The sequence below is a fragment of the Streptomyces sp. NPDC002754 genome, assembly GCF_053592315.1.
This window is the reverse complement of the sequence record NZ_JBSFVM010000012.1, coordinates 52,391-73,690: the sequence shown is the minus strand read 5'-3', so window position 1 is coordinate 73,690 and position 21,300 is coordinate 52,391. Positions and strand designations below refer to the sequence as shown.

The 21,300-nt window shown below is 70.4% G+C and carries 21 protein-coding genes; 7 read left to right on the top strand and 14 right to left on the bottom strand.

Annotation, left to right across the window (positions count from 1 at the left end; all coding sequences use genetic code 11):
• Positions 1 to 24 precede the first annotated feature (24 nt).
• The 3 genes from ACWD2L_RS23810 (at position 25) to ACWD2L_RS23800 (ending at position 2,474) form a co-directional block, all read left to right on the top strand.
• Entirely contained in the window at positions 25 to 1,050 is a 1,026-nt protein-coding gene (locus tag ACWD2L_RS23810; RefSeq protein WP_351332787.1) for an NADP-dependent oxidoreductase, read from the top strand.
• A gap of 87 nt (positions 1,051 to 1,137) precedes the next feature.
• Positions 1,138 to 1,560, top strand: a complete 423-nt coding sequence (locus ACWD2L_RS23805) for an organic hydroperoxide resistance protein (RefSeq protein WP_351332790.1) — start codon at positions 1,138 to 1,140, stop codon at positions 1,558 to 1,560.
• Positions 1,561 to 1,613: 53 nt separating this feature from the next.
• Positions 1,614 to 2,474: an EI24 domain-containing protein gene (locus ACWD2L_RS23800; RefSeq protein ID WP_351332793.1), complete on the top strand. Its 861-nt coding sequence runs from the start codon at positions 1,614 to 1,616 to the stop codon at positions 2,472 to 2,474.
• Here ACWD2L_RS23800 and ACWD2L_RS23795 read toward each other — a convergent pair.
• Positions 2,471 to 3,055, bottom strand: a complete 585-nt coding sequence (locus ACWD2L_RS23795; protein WP_351332795.1) for a TetR/AcrR family transcriptional regulator — start codon at positions 3,053 to 3,055, stop codon at positions 2,471 to 2,473. The two genes, ACWD2L_RS23800 and ACWD2L_RS23795, sit on opposite strands and share 4 nt — an antisense overlap.
• A 111-nt stretch (positions 3,056 to 3,166) precedes the next feature.
• Here ACWD2L_RS23795 and ACWD2L_RS23790 point away from each other — a divergent pair, with 111 nt between their 5' ends.
• Positions 3,167 to 5,611, top strand: a complete 2,445-nt coding sequence (locus ACWD2L_RS23790) for a beta-glucosidase family protein (protein WP_351332797.1) — start codon at positions 3,167 to 3,169, stop codon at positions 5,609 to 5,611.
• 106 nt (positions 5,612 to 5,717) lie between these two features.
• Here ACWD2L_RS23790 and ACWD2L_RS23785 read toward each other — a convergent pair whose 3' ends face one another.
• Together ACWD2L_RS23785 and ACWD2L_RS23780 are read right to left on the bottom strand one after the other, a co-directional pair.
• Complete coding sequence (locus ACWD2L_RS23785) at positions 5,718 to 6,719, bottom strand: aldose epimerase family protein (RefSeq protein ID WP_351332799.1); 1,002 nt, start codon at positions 6,717 to 6,719, stop codon at positions 5,718 to 5,720.
• A 46-nt stretch (positions 6,720 to 6,765) separates the two neighbouring features.
• Positions 6,766 to 7,680, bottom strand: a complete 915-nt coding sequence (locus ACWD2L_RS23780; RefSeq protein ID WP_351332801.1) for an SGNH/GDSL hydrolase family protein — start codon at positions 7,678 to 7,680, stop codon at positions 6,766 to 6,768.
• 326 nt (positions 7,681 to 8,006) lie between these two features.
• Between ACWD2L_RS23780 and ACWD2L_RS23775 the strand changes: the two genes are divergently transcribed.
• On the top strand, positions 8,007 to 8,501 hold the full coding sequence (locus ACWD2L_RS23775; RefSeq protein ID WP_351332803.1) for a DUF3145 domain-containing protein: 495 nt from the start codon (positions 8,007 to 8,009) through the stop codon (positions 8,499 to 8,501).
• Positions 8,502 to 8,725: 224 nt separating this feature from the next.
• Here ACWD2L_RS23775 and ACWD2L_RS23770 read toward each other — a convergent pair whose 3' ends face one another.
• The 5 genes from ACWD2L_RS23770 to ACWD2L_RS23750 all read right to left on the bottom strand — a co-directional run bounded on the left by ACWD2L_RS23770 (position 8,726) and on the right by ACWD2L_RS23750 (position 13,705).
• On the bottom strand, positions 8,726 to 9,997 hold the full coding sequence (locus tag ACWD2L_RS23770; RefSeq protein ID WP_351332805.1) for a beta-ketoacyl-[acyl-carrier-protein] synthase family protein: 1,272 nt from the start codon (positions 9,995 to 9,997) through the stop codon (positions 8,726 to 8,728).
• 87 nt (positions 9,998 to 10,084) lie between these two features.
• The gene (locus ACWD2L_RS23765; protein ID WP_351332807.1) at positions 10,085 to 10,336 is read right to left on the bottom strand and encodes an acyl carrier protein; all 252 of its coding nucleotides are present in this window, start codon (positions 10,334 to 10,336) and stop codon (positions 10,085 to 10,087) included.
• A 73-nt stretch (positions 10,337 to 10,409) separates the two neighbouring features.
• Positions 10,410 to 11,441: a ketoacyl-ACP synthase III gene (locus ACWD2L_RS23760; RefSeq protein ID WP_351332809.1), complete on the bottom strand. Its 1,032-nt coding sequence runs from the start codon at positions 11,439 to 11,441 to the stop codon at positions 10,410 to 10,412.
• A gap of 18 nt (positions 11,442 to 11,459) precedes the next feature.
• Positions 11,460 to 12,386 carry an ACP S-malonyltransferase gene (locus tag ACWD2L_RS23755; RefSeq protein WP_351332811.1) on the bottom strand — a complete coding sequence of 309 codons (927 nt, stop codon included), beginning with the start codon at positions 12,384 to 12,386 and terminating at the stop codon, positions 11,460 to 11,462.
• A gap of 89 nt (positions 12,387 to 12,475) precedes the next feature.
• Entirely contained in the window at positions 12,476 to 13,705 is a 1,230-nt protein-coding gene (locus ACWD2L_RS23750; RefSeq protein WP_351332814.1) for a PucR family transcriptional regulator, read from the bottom strand.
• Positions 13,706 to 13,884: 179 nt separating this feature from the next.
• On the opposite strand from ACWD2L_RS23750, the gene ACWD2L_RS23745 reads away from it, so the two are divergent.
• Positions 13,885 to 14,541, top strand: a complete 657-nt coding sequence (locus tag ACWD2L_RS23745; protein ID WP_351332815.1) for a pirin family protein — start codon at positions 13,885 to 13,887, stop codon at positions 14,539 to 14,541.
• Between the two features lie 76 nt (positions 14,542 to 14,617).
• On the opposite strand, the gene ACWD2L_RS23740 is transcribed toward ACWD2L_RS23745, so the two are convergent.
• Together ACWD2L_RS23740 and ACWD2L_RS23735 are read right to left on the bottom strand one after the other, a co-directional pair.
• Entirely contained in the window at positions 14,618 to 15,433 is an 816-nt protein-coding gene (locus tag ACWD2L_RS23740) for a serine hydrolase domain-containing protein (protein WP_351332817.1), read from the bottom strand.
• A 24-nt stretch (positions 15,434 to 15,457) separates the two neighbouring features.
• Entirely contained in the window at positions 15,458 to 15,925 is a 468-nt protein-coding gene (locus tag ACWD2L_RS23735) for a GNAT family N-acetyltransferase (RefSeq protein WP_351332820.1), read from the bottom strand.
• Positions 15,926 to 16,021: 96 nt separating this feature from the next.
• On the opposite strand from ACWD2L_RS23735, the gene ACWD2L_RS23730 reads away from it, so the two are divergent.
• Positions 16,022 to 16,495, top strand: a complete 474-nt coding sequence (locus ACWD2L_RS23730; RefSeq protein WP_351332823.1) for a MerR family transcriptional regulator — start codon at positions 16,022 to 16,024, stop codon at positions 16,493 to 16,495.
• A 154-nt stretch (positions 16,496 to 16,649) separates the two neighbouring features.
• Here ACWD2L_RS23730 and ACWD2L_RS23725 read toward each other — a convergent pair whose 3' ends face one another.
• The 4 genes from ACWD2L_RS23725 to ACWD2L_RS23710 form a co-directional block, all read right to left on the bottom strand.
• On the bottom strand, positions 16,650 to 17,879 hold the full coding sequence (locus tag ACWD2L_RS23725; RefSeq protein ID WP_351332825.1) for an acyltransferase family protein: 1,230 nt from the start codon (positions 17,877 to 17,879) through the stop codon (positions 16,650 to 16,652).
• On the bottom strand, positions 17,876 to 19,006 hold the full coding sequence (locus tag ACWD2L_RS23720; RefSeq protein WP_351332828.1) for an alpha/beta hydrolase: 1,131 nt from the start codon (positions 19,004 to 19,006) through the stop codon (positions 17,876 to 17,878). The genes ACWD2L_RS23725 and ACWD2L_RS23720 overlap by 4 nt, the downstream gene beginning before the upstream one ends.
• A 152-nt stretch (positions 19,007 to 19,158) precedes the next feature.
• Positions 19,159 to 19,836, bottom strand: a complete 678-nt coding sequence (locus tag ACWD2L_RS23715) for a response regulator transcription factor (protein WP_351332831.1) — start codon at positions 19,834 to 19,836, stop codon at positions 19,159 to 19,161.
• Positions 19,837 to 19,851: 15 nt separating this feature from the next.
• Complete coding sequence (locus ACWD2L_RS23710) at positions 19,852 to 21,228, bottom strand: sensor histidine kinase (RefSeq protein ID WP_351332834.1); 1,377 nt, start codon at positions 21,226 to 21,228, stop codon at positions 19,852 to 19,854.
• Positions 21,229 to 21,300: the final 72 nt, after the last annotated feature.

Below are 21,300 nucleotides of genomic sequence, written 5' to 3'. Positions count from 1 at the left end.
GCCCCCTCGACAAAGGATCAGCGCATGACCGCCGACACCCCCCAGATCCCCGCCACCGGCCGCGAGTGGACCCTGGTCAGCCGCCCCGTCGGGTGGCCGAAGCCCGAGGACTTCGAGCTGCGCGAGGCCCCGGTGGCCGAGCCGGGCCCCGGCCAGGTGCTGGTCAAGAACCTGTACGTCTCCGTGGACCCGTACATGCGCGGCCGGATGAGCGCCGCGAAGTCGTACGTGGCCCCGTACGAGCTGGGCAAGCCCATGCAGGGCGGTGCCGTCGGCGTCGTCCTGGCGTCGAACGACGAGGGCGTGTCCGTGGGCGACCACGTGCTGCACTTCTTCGGCTGGCGCGAGTACGCGACGTTCGACGCGAAGCAGGCCGTGAAGGTCGACCCGGACGCCGCGCCCCTCTCCACGTACCTCGGTGTCCTCGGCATGACGGGCCTCACCGCCTACGCGGGCCTGCTGCGCACGCTGGACTTCAAGGAGGGCGACAGCGTCTTCGTCTCAGGCGCCGCGGGCGCGGTCGGCGGCCAGGTCGGCCAGATCGCCAAGCTCAAGGGCGCCTCGCGGGTCATCGGCTCGGCCGGCTCGGACGAGAAGGTCAAGCTGCTCCTGGAGGAGTACGGCTTCGACGCCGCGTTCAACTACAAGACGGGCGACGTCCACACGCTCCTGAAGGAGGCGGCTCCCGACGGTGTCGACGTCTACTTCGACAACGTCGGCGGTGACCACCTGGAGGCCGCCATCGCCCGCCTGAACCGCGACGGCCGCATCGCCATCTGCGGCGCGATCTCCGTCTACAACAGCACGGAGCCGGCCCCCGGCCCGCGCAACCTCTCCCGCCTCATCCAGACCCGCGGCCGCATCGAGGGCTTCCTCGTCGGCGACCACTACGACCTGCAGCCGCAGTTCGTGCAGGAGGTCGGCGCCTGGGTGCGCTCCGGCGAGCTGAAGTACCGCGAGACGTTCGTCGAGGGCGTCGAGAACAACCTGGAGGCGTTCCTCGGGGTACTGCGCGGCGACAACACCGGAAAGATGATCGTCAAGCTGTGAGTGACCCCCGCCACATGCATTGATTCCATGATTCGGTAACCTCGTTCCGCTAACCGAAAGTATTACGCGCGAACGAGGGAGCCGGTCATGGCCATCACGCAGTCGGACGTCGTCTACACCGCCACCGCCACCGCGGAGAACGGCCGCGACGGCCGCGTCTCCACCAGCGACGGCAAGCTCGACCTCGTCGTCAACCCGCCCAAGGAGCAGGGCGGCTCCGGCGAGGGCACCAACCCCGAGCAGCTCTTCGCGGCCGGCTACAGCGCCTGCTTCCAGGGCGCGCTCGCCGTCGTCGCCCGCCAGGAGGGTGTCGACGTCTCCGGTTCGACCGTCACCGCCAACGTCGGCATCGGCAAGAACGACGACGGCTTCGGCATCATCGTCGAGATCTCGGCCGCGATCCCGAACGTGGACGCTGCCGCCGCCAAGTCCCTGATCGAGAAGGCCCACCAGGTCTGCCCGTACTCCAAGGCGACCCGCGACAACATCACGGTCACGCTCTCCGTCTGAGCTTGATCCCCGTACTTTTCGGGGGCCGGAGCCCGTCCCGTAGGGTGTGCGCCATGCGTGATCTCGGGGCGGGCTTCAACTATTTGATGAAGGGGCAACGTTGGGTTGCCCAGCACGGAAAGCAGTACGGCTGGAGCCTGCTGCCCGGGCTGATCACCCTCGTCCTGTACGCGGCGGCGCTGGTCTGCCTCGGGGTCTGGGGCGGCGACTTCGTCTCCTGGTCCACCCCGTTCGCCGACGGCTGGACGTCCCCGTGGCAGGGCCTGTTCCGCGGCTTCCTCACGGCGGTCCTGTTCGCCCTCGCTCTGCTTCTCGCGGTGCTCACCTTCACCGCGGTGACCCTGCTGATCGGCCAGCCCTTCTACGAGTCGCTGTCCGAGGAGGTCGACCGGACCGAGAGCGGCGGCCACGCGCCGGAGTCCGGCCTCCCGCTCTGGCGTGAACTGTGGATCTCGACGCGCGACAGCCTGCGGCTGCTGGTGCGCGCCGTCCTCTGGGCGATCCTCCTCTTCGCGCTCGGGTTCATCCCCTTCGTGGGCCAGACCGTGGTCCCGGTCATCGGCTTCTTCGTCACCGGCTACTTCCTCACGGAGGAGCTGACGTCGGTGGCGTGGCAGCGCCGGGGCCGTGAAGTCCGGGAACGACTGGCCCTGTTGCGCTCCCGCAAGGGCCTCGCGTGGGGCTTCGGCACGCCGCTCGCCCTCGCGTTCCTCGTGCCGTTCGTCGCGGTGTTCCTGATGCCGGGGGCGGTGGCGGGGGCGACGCTGATGGTGCGGGAGCTGGAGGGCGAGCCGCGGGCCCAGGACCCGGCACACGCGCAGCCTCCGGGCCCCGACGCGCAGTGGCCGGCCCCTCATGGCCAGGGGTATGGCCAGGGACATGTTCAAGGCCAGGGTCAGGGCTGGACCAACTAGCCCTCGACCGCCAGCAGCTCCAGGAAGTCGCGCACCGCGCCGGGCATGTCCACGGCCTCCGGGTCGAGCAGCCACTGGTACTGCAGGCCGTCCAGCACCGCGACGAGCAGCGGCGCGGCCCGCTCGGGCGTGAGCCCGCCCGGCAGCCGCTCCCCGTACTCGGCGCGCAGCACCTCGGCCATCGACCCGCGCACGTCGGCGTAGCGCCGCGTGAAGAACTCCCGCGCCGGGTGCCCCTCGGTCACCGACTCGCCGAGCAGCGCCGAAAACGTCTGCACGATCCCGGGCCGCATCGCGTTGTACTCGACCAGCGTGCCGAGCAGATCGAGCCGCCACTGGCTGCTCGGCACCGAGTCCCACTGGTCGCGCTCTTCAAGGACGGCGACGAGCAGCGCCTCCTTGGTGGGGAAGTGGTGCAGCAGCCCCTGCTGGGTCAGTCCCACGCGCTCGGCCACCGCCGCCAGGCTCGCGCCCCGGTACCCGCGCTCCGCGATGACGTCGAGCGCGGCCCGCAAGATCTCGGCCCGACGTTCCTGGCTCCTGGCGGTCCTGGTGCTGCTCATGCGGTCACGGTACGACACGGTCGGAGCGCTCCCCGACCCCGTTCGTAACGGCAAGATAACAAAACCTACCGCTCCACAAGTCGCGGGTGCAGGATGGACGTGCCCACACTTCGACGAGGAGGTGCCGACATGGCGCAGCAGGCGGACGACGGCAGGGGGCGGGCCGACCGGGCCCGCGAGGCGGCGGTCGAGGCCGCGCTCGGCAAGCTCGATCTGGACACCAAGGCCCGGCTGCTCGGCGGCCAGGACATGTGGTCGCTGCCCGCGGTCCCCGACATCGGCCTGAAGTCCCTCGTCATGTCCGACGGCCCCATCGGCGTGCGCGGCGTGCGCTGGAGTGCCGACGACCCGTCGATCGCGCTGCCGTCCCCGACCGCGCTCGGCGCCACCTGGGACCCTTCGCTCGCGCGCCGCGCGGGTGTGCTGCTCGCGCAGGAGGCCCGCCGCAAGAACGTCCACGTGCTGCTCGCCCCGACCGTGAACCTGCACCGCTCCCCGCTCGGCGGCCGGCACTTCGAGACGTACAGCGAGGACCCGTACCTCGCCGGGCTCATGGGCACCGGCTACGTCCAGGGCGTCCAGTCCGGCGGCGTCGGCACGACCATGAAGCACTACGTGGCGAACGACGCCGAGACGGACCGCTTCACCGTGAACAACCTGGTCTCCGAACGGGCCCTGCGCGAGCTGTACTTGGCGCCCTTCGAGGCCATCGTCAAGAACGCCCACCCGTGGGGCGTCATGACCGCCTACAACTCCGTCAACGGCACCTCGATGACCGAACACCGCTACCTGGTCAACGAGATCCTGCGCGACGAGTGGGGCTTCGACGGCTTCAACGTCTCCGACTGGATGGCCGCCCGCTCGACCGTCGGAGACATCAAGGGCGGCCTGGACGTCGCGATGCCCGGCCCGCTGACGGTGTACGGCCCGGCGCTGGTCGAGGCAGTCCGCTCCGGCGAGGTCGACGAGTCCGAGGTCGACGGGGCCGTACGCAATGTGCTGCGGCTCGCGGCGCGGGTCGGCGCGCTGGAGGGCGCGGAACCCGCCGTCACGGACCTCCCGGCGGAGGTCGACGGCGAGGCCCTGGCCCGCGAGATCGCCCACCGCGCCTTCGTCCTCGTCCGCAACTCCGGTGTGCTGCCGCTGCGTTCGGACGCGCGGGTCGCCCTCATCGGAGCCGCCGCGCGCGACGCCCGCGTCCTCGGCGGTGGATCCGCCACCGTCTTCCCGCCCCGGATCGTCTCGCCGCTCGACGGCCTGAGCGCCGCGCTGCCGTCCCTGACGTACAGCGTCGGCGCCGACCCGAGCGACGAACTCGCCGTCGCCGACAAGGGGTTCACGCTCCGCGCCATCTGCCGCGACGCCGAAGGCGCCGTCCTCGGCGAGGGCACGCTCCCGAACGGCCAGGTCCAGTGGTTCGGCGCCGACCTGCCGCCCGGAGTCACCCACGACGCCCTGCACAGCATCGAGGTGACGGGCACCTTCACCCCGCGCGAGAGCGGCGACCACGCCTTCGGCACCCGCGGCCTCGGCGCCTTCACCCTCACCGTCGACGGCACGGTCCTCTACGAGGGCGTCCAGGCCATGGGCGCCGAGTCCGACCCCTTCGAGGCGTTCTTCGGCGCCCCGGAAGAACGCGGCAAGGTGCCCCTGGCCGAAGGCCACCCGGTCGACGTCTCACTCCTCCACACCCTCGACAAGTCCCTCGCCATGCCACTGCCCGCCGTCCTCTTCAGCCTCGTGCACCTCGACCCGCGCCGGGACGAGGACGCGCTGCTCGCGGAGGCCGTCGCCGCCGCGCGCGACGCCGAGGTCGCCGTCGTCGTGGTCGCCACGACGGACCGCGTGGAGTCCGAGGGCTTCGACCGCGCCGACCTCCGACTCCCCGGCCGCCAGGACGAGTTGGTACGAGCGGTCGCCGCCGCCAACCCGAACACCGTGGTCGTCGTCAACTCCGGCTCCCCGGTGGAGCTGCCGTGGCGCGAGGACGTCGCCGCGGTGCTGCTGTCATGGTTCCCCGGCCAGGAGGGCGGCGCCGCCCTCGCCGACGTACTCACCGGAGCCGAGGAACCGGGCGGCCGCCTCCCCACCACGTGGGGCGCACTCGCCGACGCCCCGGTCACGCAGGTGACACCGGTGGACGGCCAACTCCCCTACACCGAAGACACCTTCATCGGCTATCGCGCCTGGGACAAGTCCGGCGCGACCCCGGCCTACCCCTTCGGCCACGGCCTCGGCTACACCGACTGGACGTACGAGTCACTCGACCTCCACGGCACTACGGCGACGATCCGCATCCGCAACACGGGTGACCGCCCAGGCCGCGAGGTCGTCCAGCTCTACGTATCCCCGACCGCCCCCGACACGACCCGCCCCGCCCGCTGGCTCGCCGGCTTCACAACCGTCACGGCGGCCCCCGGCGAGACCGTATCGACCACCATCGACATCCCCCACCGAACCTTCGAAACCTGGGACGAGTCCACGAGCGGGTGGACAGTACCGACCGCCTCATACGAGGTCCTCGCAGGCCGCTCCCTGACCGACACCCGACTGCGCACCACTCCAGCCGATTAAAGCCCCTGCGGCGATTGAGCAGGCTTTTCAAGCCTCAGGGACGCTCGAGCCAATCCAAGCCCCTGCGGCGATTGAGCAGCGGCGTCCGGGGCAGAGCCCCGCAACGTCAACCCCGGTTCCCGAACCGATACACCGTCTCCGACCGATACACATCCCCCGGCCGCACCACGGTCGACGGAAACTCCACCCGGTTCGGCGAATCCGGAAAGCACTGCGTCTCCAACGCAATCCCACCACCGGGCACAAACCCCACCGCCCCATCGAACCCATCCGCCGTATACAACTGCACACCTGGCTCACTCGTCGCCACACTCACCACCCGCCCCGACGCCATATCCCGCAACTCCGCGACCTCCACCGCCTCACCGCCAACCCCCTTGTCGAGCACATAGTTGTGGTCGTACCCGGCCCCGACCTTCCGGCTCTCCCGGAAGTCGAACCGGGTCCCGGCCACGTCCACCAGCTCACCGGTCGGAATGAGCCCCTCGTCGACGGCCGTCACACGCCCACCGTCGATCCGCAGTTCATGTCCCCCCACCGCACTCCCGGAGGAGGCTCCACCGAGGTTCCAGTACGTGTGATTGGTCAGGTTCAGATGCGTCGGCGCATCGGTCACGGCCTCGTAGCCGATCCGCAGCACACCGCCCGCCCCCAACTCGTACGTCACCGAGACCTCGACCCGCCCCGGGTACCCCTCCTCGCCGTGCGGCGACACACGGCTCAGCCGCACCCCGAACTCGCCGGAGGCCTCCGCGTTCCAGACCCGCTTGTCGAAGCCGCGCTCGCCGCCGTGCAGCGCGTTCGGCCCGTTGTTCTGCGCGAGGTGGTAGATCCGCCCGTCCAGCTCGAACCGGCCGCCGGCGATCCGGTTCGCGTACCGCCCGACGATCGCCCCGAGATACGGCTCCGGGTGCGCCAGATACCCGTCCAGATCGGCGAACCCGAGCACCACGTCGGCCACGGCGCCGTCCCGGTCGGGCACCTCCACCGACTGCAGGATTCCGCCGTACGTCAGGACACGTACCCGGACACCGTCCCGCTCCAGGGTCCAGCGGTGGACGGGCGTGCCGTCGGGGTCGGGAAGGGTGCCGAAGAGTTCGCTGCGCATGATCGCGACTTTACGCCCGCACGCCCGGACCCCGGCCGTGAGGCTGCTACGGCCGCTCGGCCGTCACCCCGCGGAACGCGAGCGCGGCGAGCCGCGCCTGCCCGTTCACGCTCGGGTGGAACCAGTCCCACTCGCTCAACTGCGCCTGCCCGAACTTGTACCCGAACACGGCCCCGCCGTCGTACCGGCACTTCTTGTCCTTCGCGCAGACCTCGCGCAGCACCTCGTTGTACGCCACCACGCGCGCCTGCACGGAGTCCCGCCGCGCGGTGGCCGCCGACTTCAGATCGTCCGGATCGGCCAGCATCGAGGCGCAGATGCCGAGCTTCCACACCTGCTTGCCCAGCGGATTCTCCCGCCCCTGCGACCAGAGCCGCTTCAGGTCCGGCACGCTCAGTACGTACACCTGCGCCTTGGGTGCCGTGCGCCGCAACTGCCGCAGGGATTCCTGGAAATCGGCCCGGAAATCCGCGACAGGGGTCATTCCGGCGGCCGTAGGCCGGCACGCGTCGTTCGAACCCGCCATGACCGTCACCAGCTCCGGCTTCTCGGCCGCCGCCCGGTTCATCTGCTCGGGCAGATCGGCCATCCGCGCCCCGGTCCGCGCGTGGTTCCAACTGTGCGTCTGGGCACGGCTCTCACCGAGCAGCCGTACCGCCAGACTCTTGACCGACTTGTCCGTCCCCGTCGCCCACGACGCCTTGGGGCAGTCGGAGAGCACCGAGCACGCGTCGAAGCCGCGCGTGATCGAGTCACCCACCGCGGCAACCGAGCGGGGCTTCGTGTCCCACGTGGGAGTGGGCTTCGGTGACGGCTTCGCGGCGCTCGGAGATCCGGAAGGGCCGGGGGAGCTGCCACCCGTGGCGTCACACGCGGCGAGCGAGGCGACACCGCACACGGCCGCCGTCACAGCGGCGACAGCGGCCCGAACGGCGAACGACCGGTCGCTACGCTTCCGCATCAGCCCTCCTGCCCTCTTACTCACCGCCCCGCCCCGTCTGACGTCGTATGCGGGGGCGGGGTTGCGTCCCGCGGGTGAAAGGTCGGTGTTTGTGACCCCCGGGACCGACAGTACGTCACACTCCTTGCGCTGCTGCGCGATAGCCTCGCCCCGGGATCCCCGGTCGACCCACTGGGGGTCCGCTGTACCGGTTCCGCTAAATTACTACACGTCAGATGTGTCCCTTTTTGTCTGGACCTTTTCGTTCCGGGCAACAGGGGAAGAAGGCTCGGCACGGGCGCGAGGCCGCTGGGGAAGGCGAACCTCGACCCACACTGGAGGTCCCGGTGACGACACGTGGAGTTCTGTACGTGCACTCCGCTCCGCGCGCGCTGTGCCCGCACGTCGAATGGGCGGTCGCGGGCGTACTTGGCGCGCGCGTAAGCCTCGACTGGATCAGGCAGCCTGCGGCGCCGGGCACCTGGAGATCCGAGTTCTCCTGGCGGGCCGAGGCGGGCACCGCGGCCAAGCTGGCCTCCGCGCTGCGCGGCTGGCAGTTGCTGCGCTTCGAGGTGACGGCCGAACCTTGCACCGCCGCCGAGGGCGAGCGCTACAGCGCCACCCCCGAACTCGGCATCTTCCACGCCATCACCGGCATCCACGGCGACATCCTCATCCCGGAGGACCGCCTGCGCGCCGCACTGACCCGCTCCAAGGCCGACAAGACAGACCTGGAAGCCGAACTCGCGACCCTCCTCGGCAAACCCTGGGACGACGAACTCGAGCCCTTCCGCTACGCAGGCGAGGGCGCCCCGGTCCGCTGGCTCCACCAGGTGGTGTGAGGGCTCTGCAGGGGCTCCGGGAGGAGCATTTTAGGGGCGCGGGGCTGTGTCAATTTGCGGCTCCGCCGCGTGGGCGCATCTTTTAGGGGCGCGGGGAACTGCGCAAACCGGCACCGACGAGAACCGCACACGCGATACAGGCATCCGCGCCACACGCTCAGGCGAAAAGAGGTGGGCCCGCCCCGGAAACCCGGGGCGGGCCCACTCCCACGTTCAGCGGAGCGCTAGATCGTGCGGAAGGCCAACACCACATTGTGCCCACCGAAGCCGAACGAGTCGTTCAACGCGGCGATCCGGCCGTCGACCGGCAGCTTGCGCGCCTCACCACGGACGACGTCGGCGGTGCCCACGGCCTCCGGGTCGAGGTTGTCGACGTTGATGGTCGGCGGAGCCACGCGGTTGTACAGCGCGAGCACCGACGCCACGGACTCGACACCACCGGCGCCGCCGAGCAGATGCCCGGTCATCGACTTGGTGCCGGAGACGGCGAAGTGGTCGGCCTCGTCACCGAACACCTTGCGCAGCGCCTTCAGCTCGGCGATGTCACCGGCGGGCGTCGACGTCGCGTGCGCGTTGACGTGAACGATCTCCGACGGGTCCAGGTCGGTGTTGTCCAGCAGGTTCTGCAGGGCGTGCGCGATACCGCGGCCCTCCGGCTCCGGCTGCACGATGTCGTGGCTGTCGGCGGAGATGCCCTGGCCGACGGCCTCCGCGTAGACGCGGGCGCCGCGCTTGGCGGCGTGCTCGGCCGACTCCAGGATGATGACGCCCGCGCCCTCACCGAGGACGAAGCCGTCCCGGGCCGTGTCGTAGGGGCGCGACGCACCCTGCGGGTCGTCGTTGTTCTTCGACATCGCCATCATGTTGCCGAATGCGGCGATGGGCAGCGGGTGGATGGCCGCCTCCGTGCCACCGCAGACGACGACGTCGGCGCGGCCCGTGCGGATCATCTCGATGCCGTAGCCGATGGCCTCGGCGCCGGAGGCGCAGGCGGAGACCGGCGTGTGCACACCCGCGCGGGCGTTCACGGCCAGGCCCACGTTGGCCGAAGGGCCGTTGGGCATCAGCATCGGCACGGTGTGCGGGGAGACGCGGCGTACGCCCTTCTCCTTCAGCACGTCGTACTGGTCGAGGAGCGTGGTCACGCCGCCGATGCCGGACGCGATGACGGCGCCGAGACGGTCGGGGTCGACATTCGGGTCGTCGCCCGCCTTGTCGGTGAAACCGGCGTCGGCCCACGCCTCCTTGGCGGCGATCAGCGCGAACTGAGCGGACCGGTCCAGCTTGCGGGCCTGCGGGCGGGGGATGACCTCACCCGGCTCCACGGCGACCGGCGCGGCGATGCGAACCGCCTGGTCGGCGGCCCACTCCTGGTCGAGGGGCTTGACGCCGGAACGTCCGGCGACCAGTCCCTCCCAGGTGGACGTCGCGTCGCCACCCAGCGGTGTGGTTGCGCCGATACCGGTGACGACCACGGTGCGATTGGTCGAGCTCACAGGAATTCTTTCTCCAACGGATCCGAGGGATTCAGCGGCGCCACCGCCGGGTGGCGGAGCGACTGACCAACGGGCTGAGCCTGAGGCTCAGGCAGCCTGGTGGTCGAGGATGTACTTCGTGGCGTCGCCGACGGTCTTGAGGTTCTTGACGTCGTCGTCCGGGATCTTCACGTCGAAGCGCTCTTCGGCGGCGACGACGACCTCGACCATGGACAGCGAGTCGACGTCCAGGTCATCGGTGAAGGACTTGCTCAGCTCGACGTCCTCGGTGGGGATCCCGGCGATCTCGTTAACGATCTCGGCGAGACCGGCGACGATCTCTTCCTGCGTGGCGGCCATTGTGGCGCTCCTTCGGTGTGTATCCAGAGGGTGTGGCGGCAACGGTGCGGATCCGAAGATCCGGACGAGTTGCCTAGGGGAGGGTAACGACCGTGGCGGCGTACACGAGACCCGCCCCGAAGCCGATGACGAGCGCGGTGTCGCCGCTCTTCGCCTCGCCGGTCGCCAGAAGCCGCTCCATCGCGAGCGGAATCGAGGCGGCCGACGTGTTGCCGGTGGTGCGGATGTCACGGGCGACCGTGACATGCTCCGGCAGTTTCAGAGTCTTCACCATCGAGTCGATGATCCGCTCGTTGGCCTGGTGGGGAATGAAGACATCCAGGTCGTCCGGGTTGATCCCGGCCGCGTCCAGCGCCTGCTGGGCGACCTTCGCCATCTCGAACACGGCCCAGCGGAACACCGCCTGGCCCTCCTGCGTGATCGCAGGGAACTTGACGTTGCCCTGGGAATCCAGCGGCAACTGCGAGACATCGCCGATCGCGTACGCGTCCCACGGCACGGTCTGCTTGATGGTGCCGGCCTTGTCGCCCTCGGAGCCCCACACGGTCGGGCCGATCTCGGGCTCCTGGGACGGGCCGACGATCACGGCACCGGCGCCGTCGCCGAACAGGAAGGCCGTCGCGCGGTCCTCCAGGTCGGTGAGGTCGGACAGCCGCTCCACGCCGATGACGAGCACGTGCTCCGCGCTGCCCTCGACGATCATGCCCTTGGCGAGCGTCAGGCCGTAGCCGAAGCCGGCGCAGCCCGCGGAGATGTCGAACGCGGCGGCCTTGGCCGTGCCGAGCTTGTCCGCGATCTCCGTCGCGATGGCCGGCGTCTGCGCGAAGTGCGAGACGGTCGACACGACCACGGCACCGATCTGCTCCGGCCGGATGCCCGCGTCGGCGATGGCCTTGCCGGACGCCTCGACCGACATCATCGCCACGGTCTCCTCGTCACTGGCCCAGTGACGGGTGGCGATGCCGGAGCGCGAGCGGATCCACTCGTCGGACGAGTCGATCTTCTCGAGGATCACCTCGTTGGGCACGACCCGGGTCGGACGGTAGCCGCCGACGCCGAGGATGCGCGCGTACGGGGCACCCTTGCTGGGCTTGATCTTCGACATGCTGCTCGGATCTCCTTGTCAGGCCGTGGCTGCTGCGGCTGTTTCGGCGATCAGGGCGCGGGCTGCGTCGAGGTCGTCGGGGGTCTTCAGGGCGAGAGTCTTGACGCCGGGGAGCGCGCGCTTGGCGATCCCGGTGAGGGTGCCGCCCGGGCACACCTCGATGAGCGCGGTCACGCCGAGTTCCTTGAACGTCTCCATGCACAGGTCCCAGCGGACGGGGTTCGCGACCTGGCCGACCAGGCGGGAGACCACCTCGGCACCGGATGCGACGGCCTTGCCGTCCCTGTTCGACACGTACGCGACCGTGGGATCGGCCGGGGCCAGCTCCTTGGCGGCCTCCTCCAGCTTCGCCACGGCCGGAGCCATGTGCCGGGTGTGGAACGCTCCCGCCACCTTCAGCGGCACCACGCGGCGCACGCCCTCGGGCTTGTCGGACTCGAGCGCCGCCAACTCCTCCAGCGTGCCGGCGGCCACGATCTGGCCCGCGCCGTTCACATTCGCCGGCGTCAGGCCGAGCTTCTCCAGGTGCGGGACGGTGACCTCGGGGTCGCCGCCGAGCAGCGCCGACATCCCCGTCTCCGTGATCGCCGCGGCCTCGGCCATGGCCAGACCGCGCGTGCGCACGAGCTTCAGCGCGGCGGCCTCGTCGAGCACCCCCGCGAACGCGGCGGCGGTGATCTCACCGACGCTGTGCCCCGCCACGGCGCCCGGCGTCACATCGCCGAGAGCGGAGGCCGAGAGCAGCCCGGCCGCGACAAGGAGCGGCTGGGCCACGGCCGTGTCACGGATCGCGTCCGCGTCGGCCTGCGTGCCGTAGTGGGCAAGGTCGAGGCCGATGGCGTCGGACCACGCGGCAACGCGGTCCGCGGCACCGGGGAGTTCGAGCCAGGGAGTCAGGAAGCCGGGCGTCTGGGCGCCTTGGCCGGGAGCGACGAGTACGAGCACTCTCACACTCTCTCTTGGGGACGGGTTGGGCCGCCGGTGGGGACAGGGACGAAGAACCGAAGGGGGAATTGTAGACCCCCGACAAAAGCCTACGGCTGGGGATCGGCCTCGGCCAGACGCCCCAGGATGAGGGCGATGCGCAGGGTGAACGCCGAGCGGACGTCCGAGGGCGACCACCCGGTGACGTCGGTCACACGTCGGAGCCGGTAGCGGACGGTATTCGGATGCACGAAGAGCATCCGGGCCGCGCCCTCCAGACTGCTTGCCTGTTCCAGATAGACGCTGAGCGTCTCGAGGAGCGCCGAGCCCGCCTCCTCGAGCGGTCTGTAGATCTCCTCCACCAACTGGTCCCGCGCGGCGGGGTCCGAGGCGATCGAGCGCTCCGGAAGCAGATCGTCCGCGAGAACCGGACGCGGAGCGTCCTGCCAGGCGCCACACGCCTTGAGCCCGGCGGCCGCGGCCTGAGCGGACCGGGTGGCGGCCAACAGGTCCGGCACCACGGGCCCGGCGACCACGGGCCCCGCCGCGAACGGCCCGATCAGCGACTTCGCCACGGCCAGCGGATTGTCGCTGCCACCCGCGATCACGACGAGCCGGTTCCCGAGCACCCCGGTCAGGACCTGCAGCTTGGCGTGGCGCGAGGCCCGCCGGATCGCCTCCACTGTCAGCTCGCTGTCCCCGTCGGGTGCCGTGCCGAGCACCACGCACACGTGCTCGGGGGAGTTCCAGCCGAGCGCCGCGGCCCGGCTGATCGCGCCCTCGTCGGCCTCCCCGGACAGCACGGCGTTCACCACGAGCGACTCGAGCCGCGCGTCCCAGGCGCCCCGCGCCTCCGCCGCCTGCGCGTACACCTGGGCGGTCGCGAACGCGATCTCCCGCGCGTACACGAGCAGCGCCTCCCGCAGCACGCTCTCGTCGCCGGGCGCCGCCACCTCGTCGATCGCGGACTCCATGACCTCGATCGTCGTCCGCACCATCTCCACCGTCTGGCGCAGCGTGATCGCCCGGGTCAACTCCCGGGGCGCGGTGCCGAACACATCGGTCGAGATGGCCTGCGGGGCGTCCGGGTGCCGGAACCACTCGGTGAACGCGGCGATACCCGCCTGCGCCACCAGACCGATCCACGACCGGTTCTCCGGAGGCATCGCCCGGTACCAGGACAACGTCTCGTCCATGCGCGTAATCGCCTGCGCGGCGAGTGCCCCGGACGATTTCTCCAGGCGCTTCAGGGTCGCCGAGTGCGGGTGAGGCTCCGCCGGGCCGCCTGGACGGGCCGTCGGTTCGTTCGCTGAGGGCTGCTCTGATTCCGATTGGGGCACGGGGACAAGACTGCCTTATCGGGACGCCTCAGCGGAGTGGAGGGTCCGAGGCGAGCCCGCCGAAAGGCCGGAAACGACGGCTACCGTGTACCGCGTGACCCCCGGACCCCCCAGCCGGAACGACAGACCCGCGTACGGGCCGCGGCCAGGCCCGCGGTGCTGCCAGGAGACGAACCTGCATGATTGACGTACGTCGCTCCGGCGACCGCTACCCCGGTGGCGAACCCGAGGAGGGGATCGAATCCCTCCACGCGTTCTCCTTCGGCCCGCACTACGACCCGGACAACCTGCGCTTCGGCGCGATCCTCGCCTGCAACGAGGAACGCCTCGCGCCGGGCGCCGGCTTCGACGAACACCCCCACAGCCACACGGAGATCGTCACCTGGGTCGTCACCGGTGAGCTCACCCACCGCGACTCCACCGGCCACGAGTCGGTGGTCCGCCCCGGCGACGTGCAGCGTCTGAGCTCCGGCGGCGGCGTCCGCCACGTCGAACGCAACGACGGCGTCGAGCCCCTCACCTTCGTCCAGATGTGGCTCGCCCCCCTCGACCCGGGAGGCGACCCGGCGTACGAGGTGGTGCACGGCATCGCGGACTCCACCCCCTACGACGTCCCCGCTGCGGGCGCCATGCTGCACGTCCGGCGCCTGGCGGCGGGCGAGCGAGGAGAGGTGCCGGCCGCCCCCCACGTCTACATTCACGTGGTCGAGGGTGAAGTTCGGCTCGGGGACACGGAGTTGGCCGACGGGGACGCCGCCCGCATCACCGCGGAGACCGGCCTCGAGGTGCTGGCGGCGACGGAGGCGCAGCTGCTGATCTGGGAGATGGACGGGTGACCCGGGCCGGGTGACCAGAGGGCCCCGAGGTGACCGAGGTGCGCGAGGTGCCCGAGCCGAGGCGCCCGGTCCGCGGTCAGATCTCCGCGAGCACCGCGTCGGTGAACGGCGGCCACACCTCGGCCGCCCACGGCCCGAACGCCCTGTCCGTCAGAGCCACACAGGCCACCCCGGCATCTGGGTCCACCCACAGGAACGTGCCCGACTGCCCGAAGTGCCCGAACGTCCGCGGCGACGACGAACTCCCCGTCCAGTGGGGCGACTTGTGGCCCCGGATCTCGAAGCCAAGGCCCCAGTCGTTCGGGTTCTGGTGCCCGTACCCCGGAAGCACGCCATTCGTGCCCGGGTACTGCACGGTCATCGCCTCGGCCACGGTCCGCGGGTCGAGCAACCGAGGCGCCTGCACCTCGGCGGCGAACCGCACCAGGTCGTCCACCGTCGACACACCGTCTTTGGCGGGCGATCCGTCGAGCGCCGTCGCCGTCATCCCCAGCGGTTCGAGCACGGCCTGGCGCAGGTACTCGCCGAACGGAATGTCCGTCGCCTTCGCGATGTGGTCCCCGAGCACCTCGAAGCCCGCGTTCGAGTACAGCCGCCGGGTTCCCGGCTCCGACGTCGTCCTGTGCTCGTCGAAGGCGAGCCCGCTGGTGTGGGCCAGCAGATGCCGGACCGTCGAGCCCTCGGGCCCGGCCGGGTCCTCGAGCTCGATCGCCCCTTCCTCGTACGCGACCAGTGCCGCGTAGGCCGCGAGCGGCTTGGTGACCGAGGCCAGCGGGAAACGGTGGGCCGTGGGACCCCAGGTCCCCAGTACCGTGCCGTCCGCACGGACGACGGCTGCTGCGGCGGTCGGTACCGGCCAGTTCTCGATCAACGCGAGGCTCTGCATGCCCACGAGCCTAATTCCTCGCCGAAGTCGTCACAGAGTCAGCCTCATCGCGGGCGCGGGAGTGCGAGCGAATCCGAGGGAGGAGTACAGCGGCTCACCCTCGGCGGAGGCGTGCAGGTCGATGCGGCGCACGGCCCGCTCCTTGAACCAGGCCAGCAGCGCATCCATGCAGGCCCGCGAGTAGCCGCGGCGCCGGTACGCCGGATCGGTGCAGACATTGAAGACGTGCCCCGAAGTGCCCTCCGGGTTTCCGGGGCTGCCCAGGCTGAGGTTGACCGTGCCGGTCACACAGGCCGCGAGCGCGCCTGGAACATCCGGCGCCTCGACCACGAACGCCGCCAACGGGCCACCCTCGTCGGCCAGATGGGACCGCAGGGCCCGCGCCGTGTACGGCTGCCACTCCACGTCGTCGCTCGGTCTCATCGCGTCGAGCATGATCTTGCGCAGGCGGACCAGTTCCTCGGCGTCGGCAGGCGTGGCGCGGCGTACGGCAGTCATGGCCCGCACCGTAGCCGGACCGTATTCGAGGTGTCGTCCCGATATTTGTTTGCCGTGCTTGCTTGGAGTGCACTCCAAGGTTCTAGCGTGGGGGCCATGACGGTGATGGAGACCACGCCCCGGTCCCGCGCAGCGACCCGGAAGACCGACAACTGCGCCTCGGCGCCACCCTCGCACCCCCGCCCGGAGGGGCAGGACCACTACACCATCAGCGAGGTCGTCGCCCTCACCGGACTGACCGCCCACACCTTGCGCTGGTACGAGCGGATCGGCCTGATGCCCGACGTCGACCGCTCGCACACCGGGCAGCGCCGCTACAGCAACCGTGACCTGGACTGGCTGGCGCTCGTCGGCAAGCTACGGCTCACCGGGATGCCGGTGGCCGACATGGTGCGCTACGCCGAGCTCGTGCGCCAGGGTGAGCAGACCTTCGACGAGCGCAGGGAACTGCTCGAAGCGACCCGCCGTGATGTCCTGAACCGGGTGGCGGAGCTGCAGGACACTTTGGCCGTGCTGGACTACAAGATCGACTTCTATGCGGGCGCCCGCCCGGCGCCGGAGAGCGCGTGAACCGCATGCGCAGCCCGGAGCGGACGCCGCGGGCCGGCGGGCGGGCGAGCAGCGGCGCATTCTCACTGTTGAGTTGAGAAGCAACGGGCCCGTGGTGGGCTGATAAACCTCGGCTAGTTGGGGACGGCCTGGGCCTGTGGGCCACCGGTGCTGCTCACGCCAGCCCCAGCGCGAACACCGCGAACCCGGCGGCGAGCAGTCCTGCCAGCGCCCGCCGCCCCCGACTCACCCGCTTCCACGGTGACTCGAAGCCCCGCGCATAGCGTCCTATCAGGACGAGCAAGGTCGCGATCAGCGGCAGCCACGCAAGGCGGACCGCTATCCAGGCGAGCGTGTCCGGTGCCGTCGTGAGGCCCGGTATCGCGCCGGCGAACGAGCCGGGTATCGCCGCCACGAGCAGCGCCGTCTGGTGCCAGCACAGGATGGTCATCGCCGACAGGTTGATGACCACGACCGGTGCCCACAGGGCTGGCCGGCGCAGCAGCTTGCCCAGGCGGTCCCGCACCAGAATCGCCGCGCCGCTCTGTGCGGCCGCGAGGGCGAGGACCAACAGCGACGGCGGGTGCGAGTTCGTCCGTGCCTCGCCAGGTACCCCGACCATCGACGCCGGGTAGTGGAAGAGCAGCAACAAGGCCGCGAACAGAGCCGTTCCACCGGCGAGCAGTGCCCAGGCCCCCCGCTTGCCGAGCCTCTTCTCACCCCAGCAGACACCGAGTTGGTAGGCGAACATCCAGCCCGGAAGGAGATTGAGCAGGCTCAACCACGACGGCATGGCCGAGGAGAAGGGGCCGTATCGGAGGAAGTCGACGACGGCGACCGATCCGATCAGTGGGACCGCGGACCAGGCGCCGAGTCTGTGCGCCGCCTTGATGCACCACGGTGTGAGCGCGGTGATCACGGTGTAGATGCCGACGAACCACAGGGGCTGTATCACCAGGGTGGAAGCTGTGCGCAACGTCGCCATGGGCACCCCGAGGACGTACAGCAGAGGGGCCATCGCGGCCCATACCGCGGTCACACCCAGCACGGGCCGGCCCAGCCGGGCGAGCCTGCCTCGCAGCCAGCCGGCCGTCGACGTGCCACGCTCCCGCGCCCGACGGAACGACAGGACCGACGCGTATCCGCCGACGAGGAAGAAGACCCCGAGCATCTGCAACACCCAACTGAGCGGCGCGAAGAAGCCGAAGCTGCTCAGCGGGCTCGCATTGTGCAGGGCTCCCTGTGGGTCCAGCGTGAAGCCGGCGAGCAGCCAGTGGCCGGTGGGCACGGCGAGCAGAGCCAACGCCCGCAGCCCGTCCACCGCCCGGTCCCGGTGCGCCGGGGTCTTCGCGTCGATCGAGGTGACGGCGGAGGAAAGGGAGGCGCGGAGAGAGGTGGGGGTCATGACGCAGCTCCGGTGGCGATGTCGGCGAAGGCGCGCAGCGAGTCCGTGCCCGGCGCGAAGTAGCCCGTATGTCCCTGTGCTCGCTCGGCAGGCACCCGGTGGGCTCCGAAGGACGCGTCCGTCGGGTCGGTTCCGTGCCCAAGACCGAACAGCTCGACGTTCGGCACCTTGCCGATCCAGTCGCTGTCGTCGCGGGCCGCCCACACCCTGGCGCGGGTGTGCAGTTCGGTCACCGTGTCGGCATGCAGTCCGGGCGAACCGAAGACCACAAGGTCCGCTGCGGGAAGCCGGGACGCGGCGAGCCCGCACACCACTGACCCGTAGCTGTGGCAGAAGACGACCGGTTTCGGGGCGCCCGCCGCGGTGAGGCCCTGTGTGAAGCGGGCCAGCCTGGGGGCTCCCGCCTCGGCCAGCCGGCCGGTGGCCGCGTCCGGGCCCAGACCCACCGGAGTGGTGTATCCCGCCCACGCCACCACGGCCGTCTGCCCACCCGTCGCCCGGTGCAGCGAGCGCGCCATCCCGGTCGGCGTTCCGTACACGTCCCTGGCCCGGTCGAACGTGCCCAGGTCGATATCGGAACCCGGCACGATCACGGAGACATGCCGAGCCGCCTCCAGGTCCCCGTAGACCTCGGCGACCTGGCCACGCCCACGAGGATCGAAGGCGAGTATCCGGCGGTCCTGCGCGAGCAGTTGGGAGCAGCGGTCGGCGAGCGCGCGCGCCGAGGTCCGCTGTCGCTCGGTGAGTGTCCGGTTCGCGGCGTCGGCGCGGGCCCGGTCCTGCGCGGCCCGCAGCGACAGCGCGTTCGCCTGGTACCGCAGAGCGATCGGCGCTCCGTCCAGATTGCCGACGACCGACGGGTGTCGCGTGACCAGATCGTGCTGTTCCGACCCGCTCAACCCGCGGAAGAAGAAAGCGACTTGCGAGGGCTTGGCCCTCGCGGGGTCAGGCAGTCCGCGGCCCAGCGAATCGTCCGCACGCCACGAAGCGGTGCCCGGGGGAGGGCCGGTGAGCGGGCGCTGCTCCTGGCCCGATGCCCAACCCGCCGTGCCGGACACGGCGATTGCCGTGAGCGCGGCGGCTGCCACGGCACGACGGCCGCGTTGTTTCCATGAGCTCAGGCCCATCGCCCGTCTCCCCTTCGTCCAGTGGTGTGACGAGGGGAAGGTAAGAGGACGGACGCGGCCTGGGCGTCACACTGTGGAGCCAACTAGCAGTTGATACCTGGGTACTCAGGCCAATACCGCAGTAGGGGGTCGGGCGTCTCAGGAGTGGCGGTTCACTGTCCGCCGGGTGCGACCAGACCCGATTCATACGCGAAGATCACGGCCTGCGCCCGGTCGCGGAGACCCAACTTCGCCAGCACCCGGCCGATATGGGTCTTCACCGTCTGCTCGGCCAGCACCAATTTCTGCGCGATCTCCTGGTTGGACAGCCCGCGCGCGATCAGCTCGAGAACCTCGGCCTCACGCGGCGTCAGGCTCTTCAGCAGCGGAGAGTGGCTCTTGCGCTGTGCGGGGCGGGTCTTGGCGAAGTCCGCGATGAGACGCTTGGTGACCGTCGGAGCGAGCAGTGCCTCACCGGCTGCGATCACACGAACCGCGGCGATCAGATCGGCCGGTGGCGCGTCCTTGAGCAGAAACCCGGACGCGCCCGCCCACAGAGCGGCGTACACATAGTCGTCGACGTCGAACGTGGTGAGCATCAGCACCTTCGGCCGGTGCACCACGCCGGGAGGTGGATCCAGCAGCTCCTTGGTCGCGGCCAGCCCATCCATCTCGGGCATTCGCACATCCATGAGGACGACATCGGGATGCGTGGAGCGGCTCACCTGGACACCCTCCCTGCCGTCCGGGGCCTCGCCCACGACGTCGATGTCGCTCTGCGCGTTGAGCAGCGCGGCGAAACCCGCCCGCACCATGCTCTGGTCGTCGACGATGATCACGCGGATGGTCATGCGTGCCGAATTCCTTTACGCCGTCGGGGAGTCGGGCACGCTCAACGGGAGCAGGGCCGCGACACGGAAACCTCCGTCGGGCAGCGGGCCCACGTCCAGCGTCCCGCCGACCAACCGTACGCGCTCGTTCATCCCTATCAGTCCGTGCCCGGTACCGGCGGTCGACTCGACAGGCGACACCGGCTCCGCCGCCGGCCCGTTGACCACGACCACCAGGAGGGCGTCGCCGTCGAGGCCGATGGAGACCTGAGTCCGCGCACCCGGAGCGTGCCGCACCACGTTCGACAACGCCTCCTGCACGATGCGGTACGCGGAGAGGTCCACCGCCGGGGGCACCTGGACCAGTTCCCCGACGAGAGTCAGCTCCGGATAGGACAGTTCGGCAGGCACCCCGCCTCGTACAGTCGCCTCGACCAGTTGGCGCAGGTGCGCGAGGCCGGGCTGCGGCAGCAGGTCACCTTGCGTCTCCTCACTGCGCAGGACCGCGAGGAGACGGCGCATCTCGGTCAGCGACGCGCGTGCACCCGTGGCGATCGACTCGAACTCCTCGCGCGCCTCGCCGGGCAGGTCCTGCAGCCGGTAGGGCGCGGAGTCCGCCTGCACGGTGATCACCGACATGTGGTGGGCGACGACGTCGTGCAGCTCGCGCGCGATCCTGGCCCGCTCCTCGAGCAGTGTTCTGCGGGTCCGCTCGGCCTCGCTGATCGTCTCCTGTACGACGAGCTTGCGTCTGGTCTCGCCGCGCTCCCGCAGCAGGGCTCCCAGGAGCAGCACCCCACCGCTCAGGACGATGAGGAGTACTCCCGTGTCCTGGCTGGTGCTGTCGCGGAACATGCCGACCACGATGCTGGCGGCGACGGTCACCAGCCAGATGTTGACGAGAGTGCGACGACTCTCTCGCAGAGCAAGCGCGATGCACAGCACCAGGTACCCGACGACCACCATGGGTGTCCACGGCGACGGATGGTGAGCGTCCCCCTGGAAGACCGGGATCGTGCCCAGCACGGCCGCGGTGATCATGATGTACCAGGCGGCCAGAGGCCGGCTCACCGCGAGGACCAGGGGAGCGGACTGTGCCACGCCGATCGCCGCGGCGAGGCCACCGCTGACCCCGTAGTCGTTCGCCAGGACCTGGGTCGTGACCGGAATCAGCGACGCGGTGAAGCCCAGCGCGACCAGATAGGGCAGCAGCCGCATCCAACGGCGCGGCGCGTGCGCCAGCAGGGGCTCCGACCGGTCGTCGCCCAGGGCCGCGGTCAGCGTCGCCCCGGCCGAGGCCAGCCGGTCGCCCAGCCGACGCACTGCCCCGGTCACGCGCCGAGAGCCCGCCCGGCCGGAACCGTCGTCCGGTGGGCGGGGCGTCTTCTCGGGGGATGGCGGTGCAGTGCTCATGGCCAGATCAGCGTAGACACCCGGGGTCGATCGCGCCGTCATACTGGAGTGCTCAACCGCACCCCCTACCCA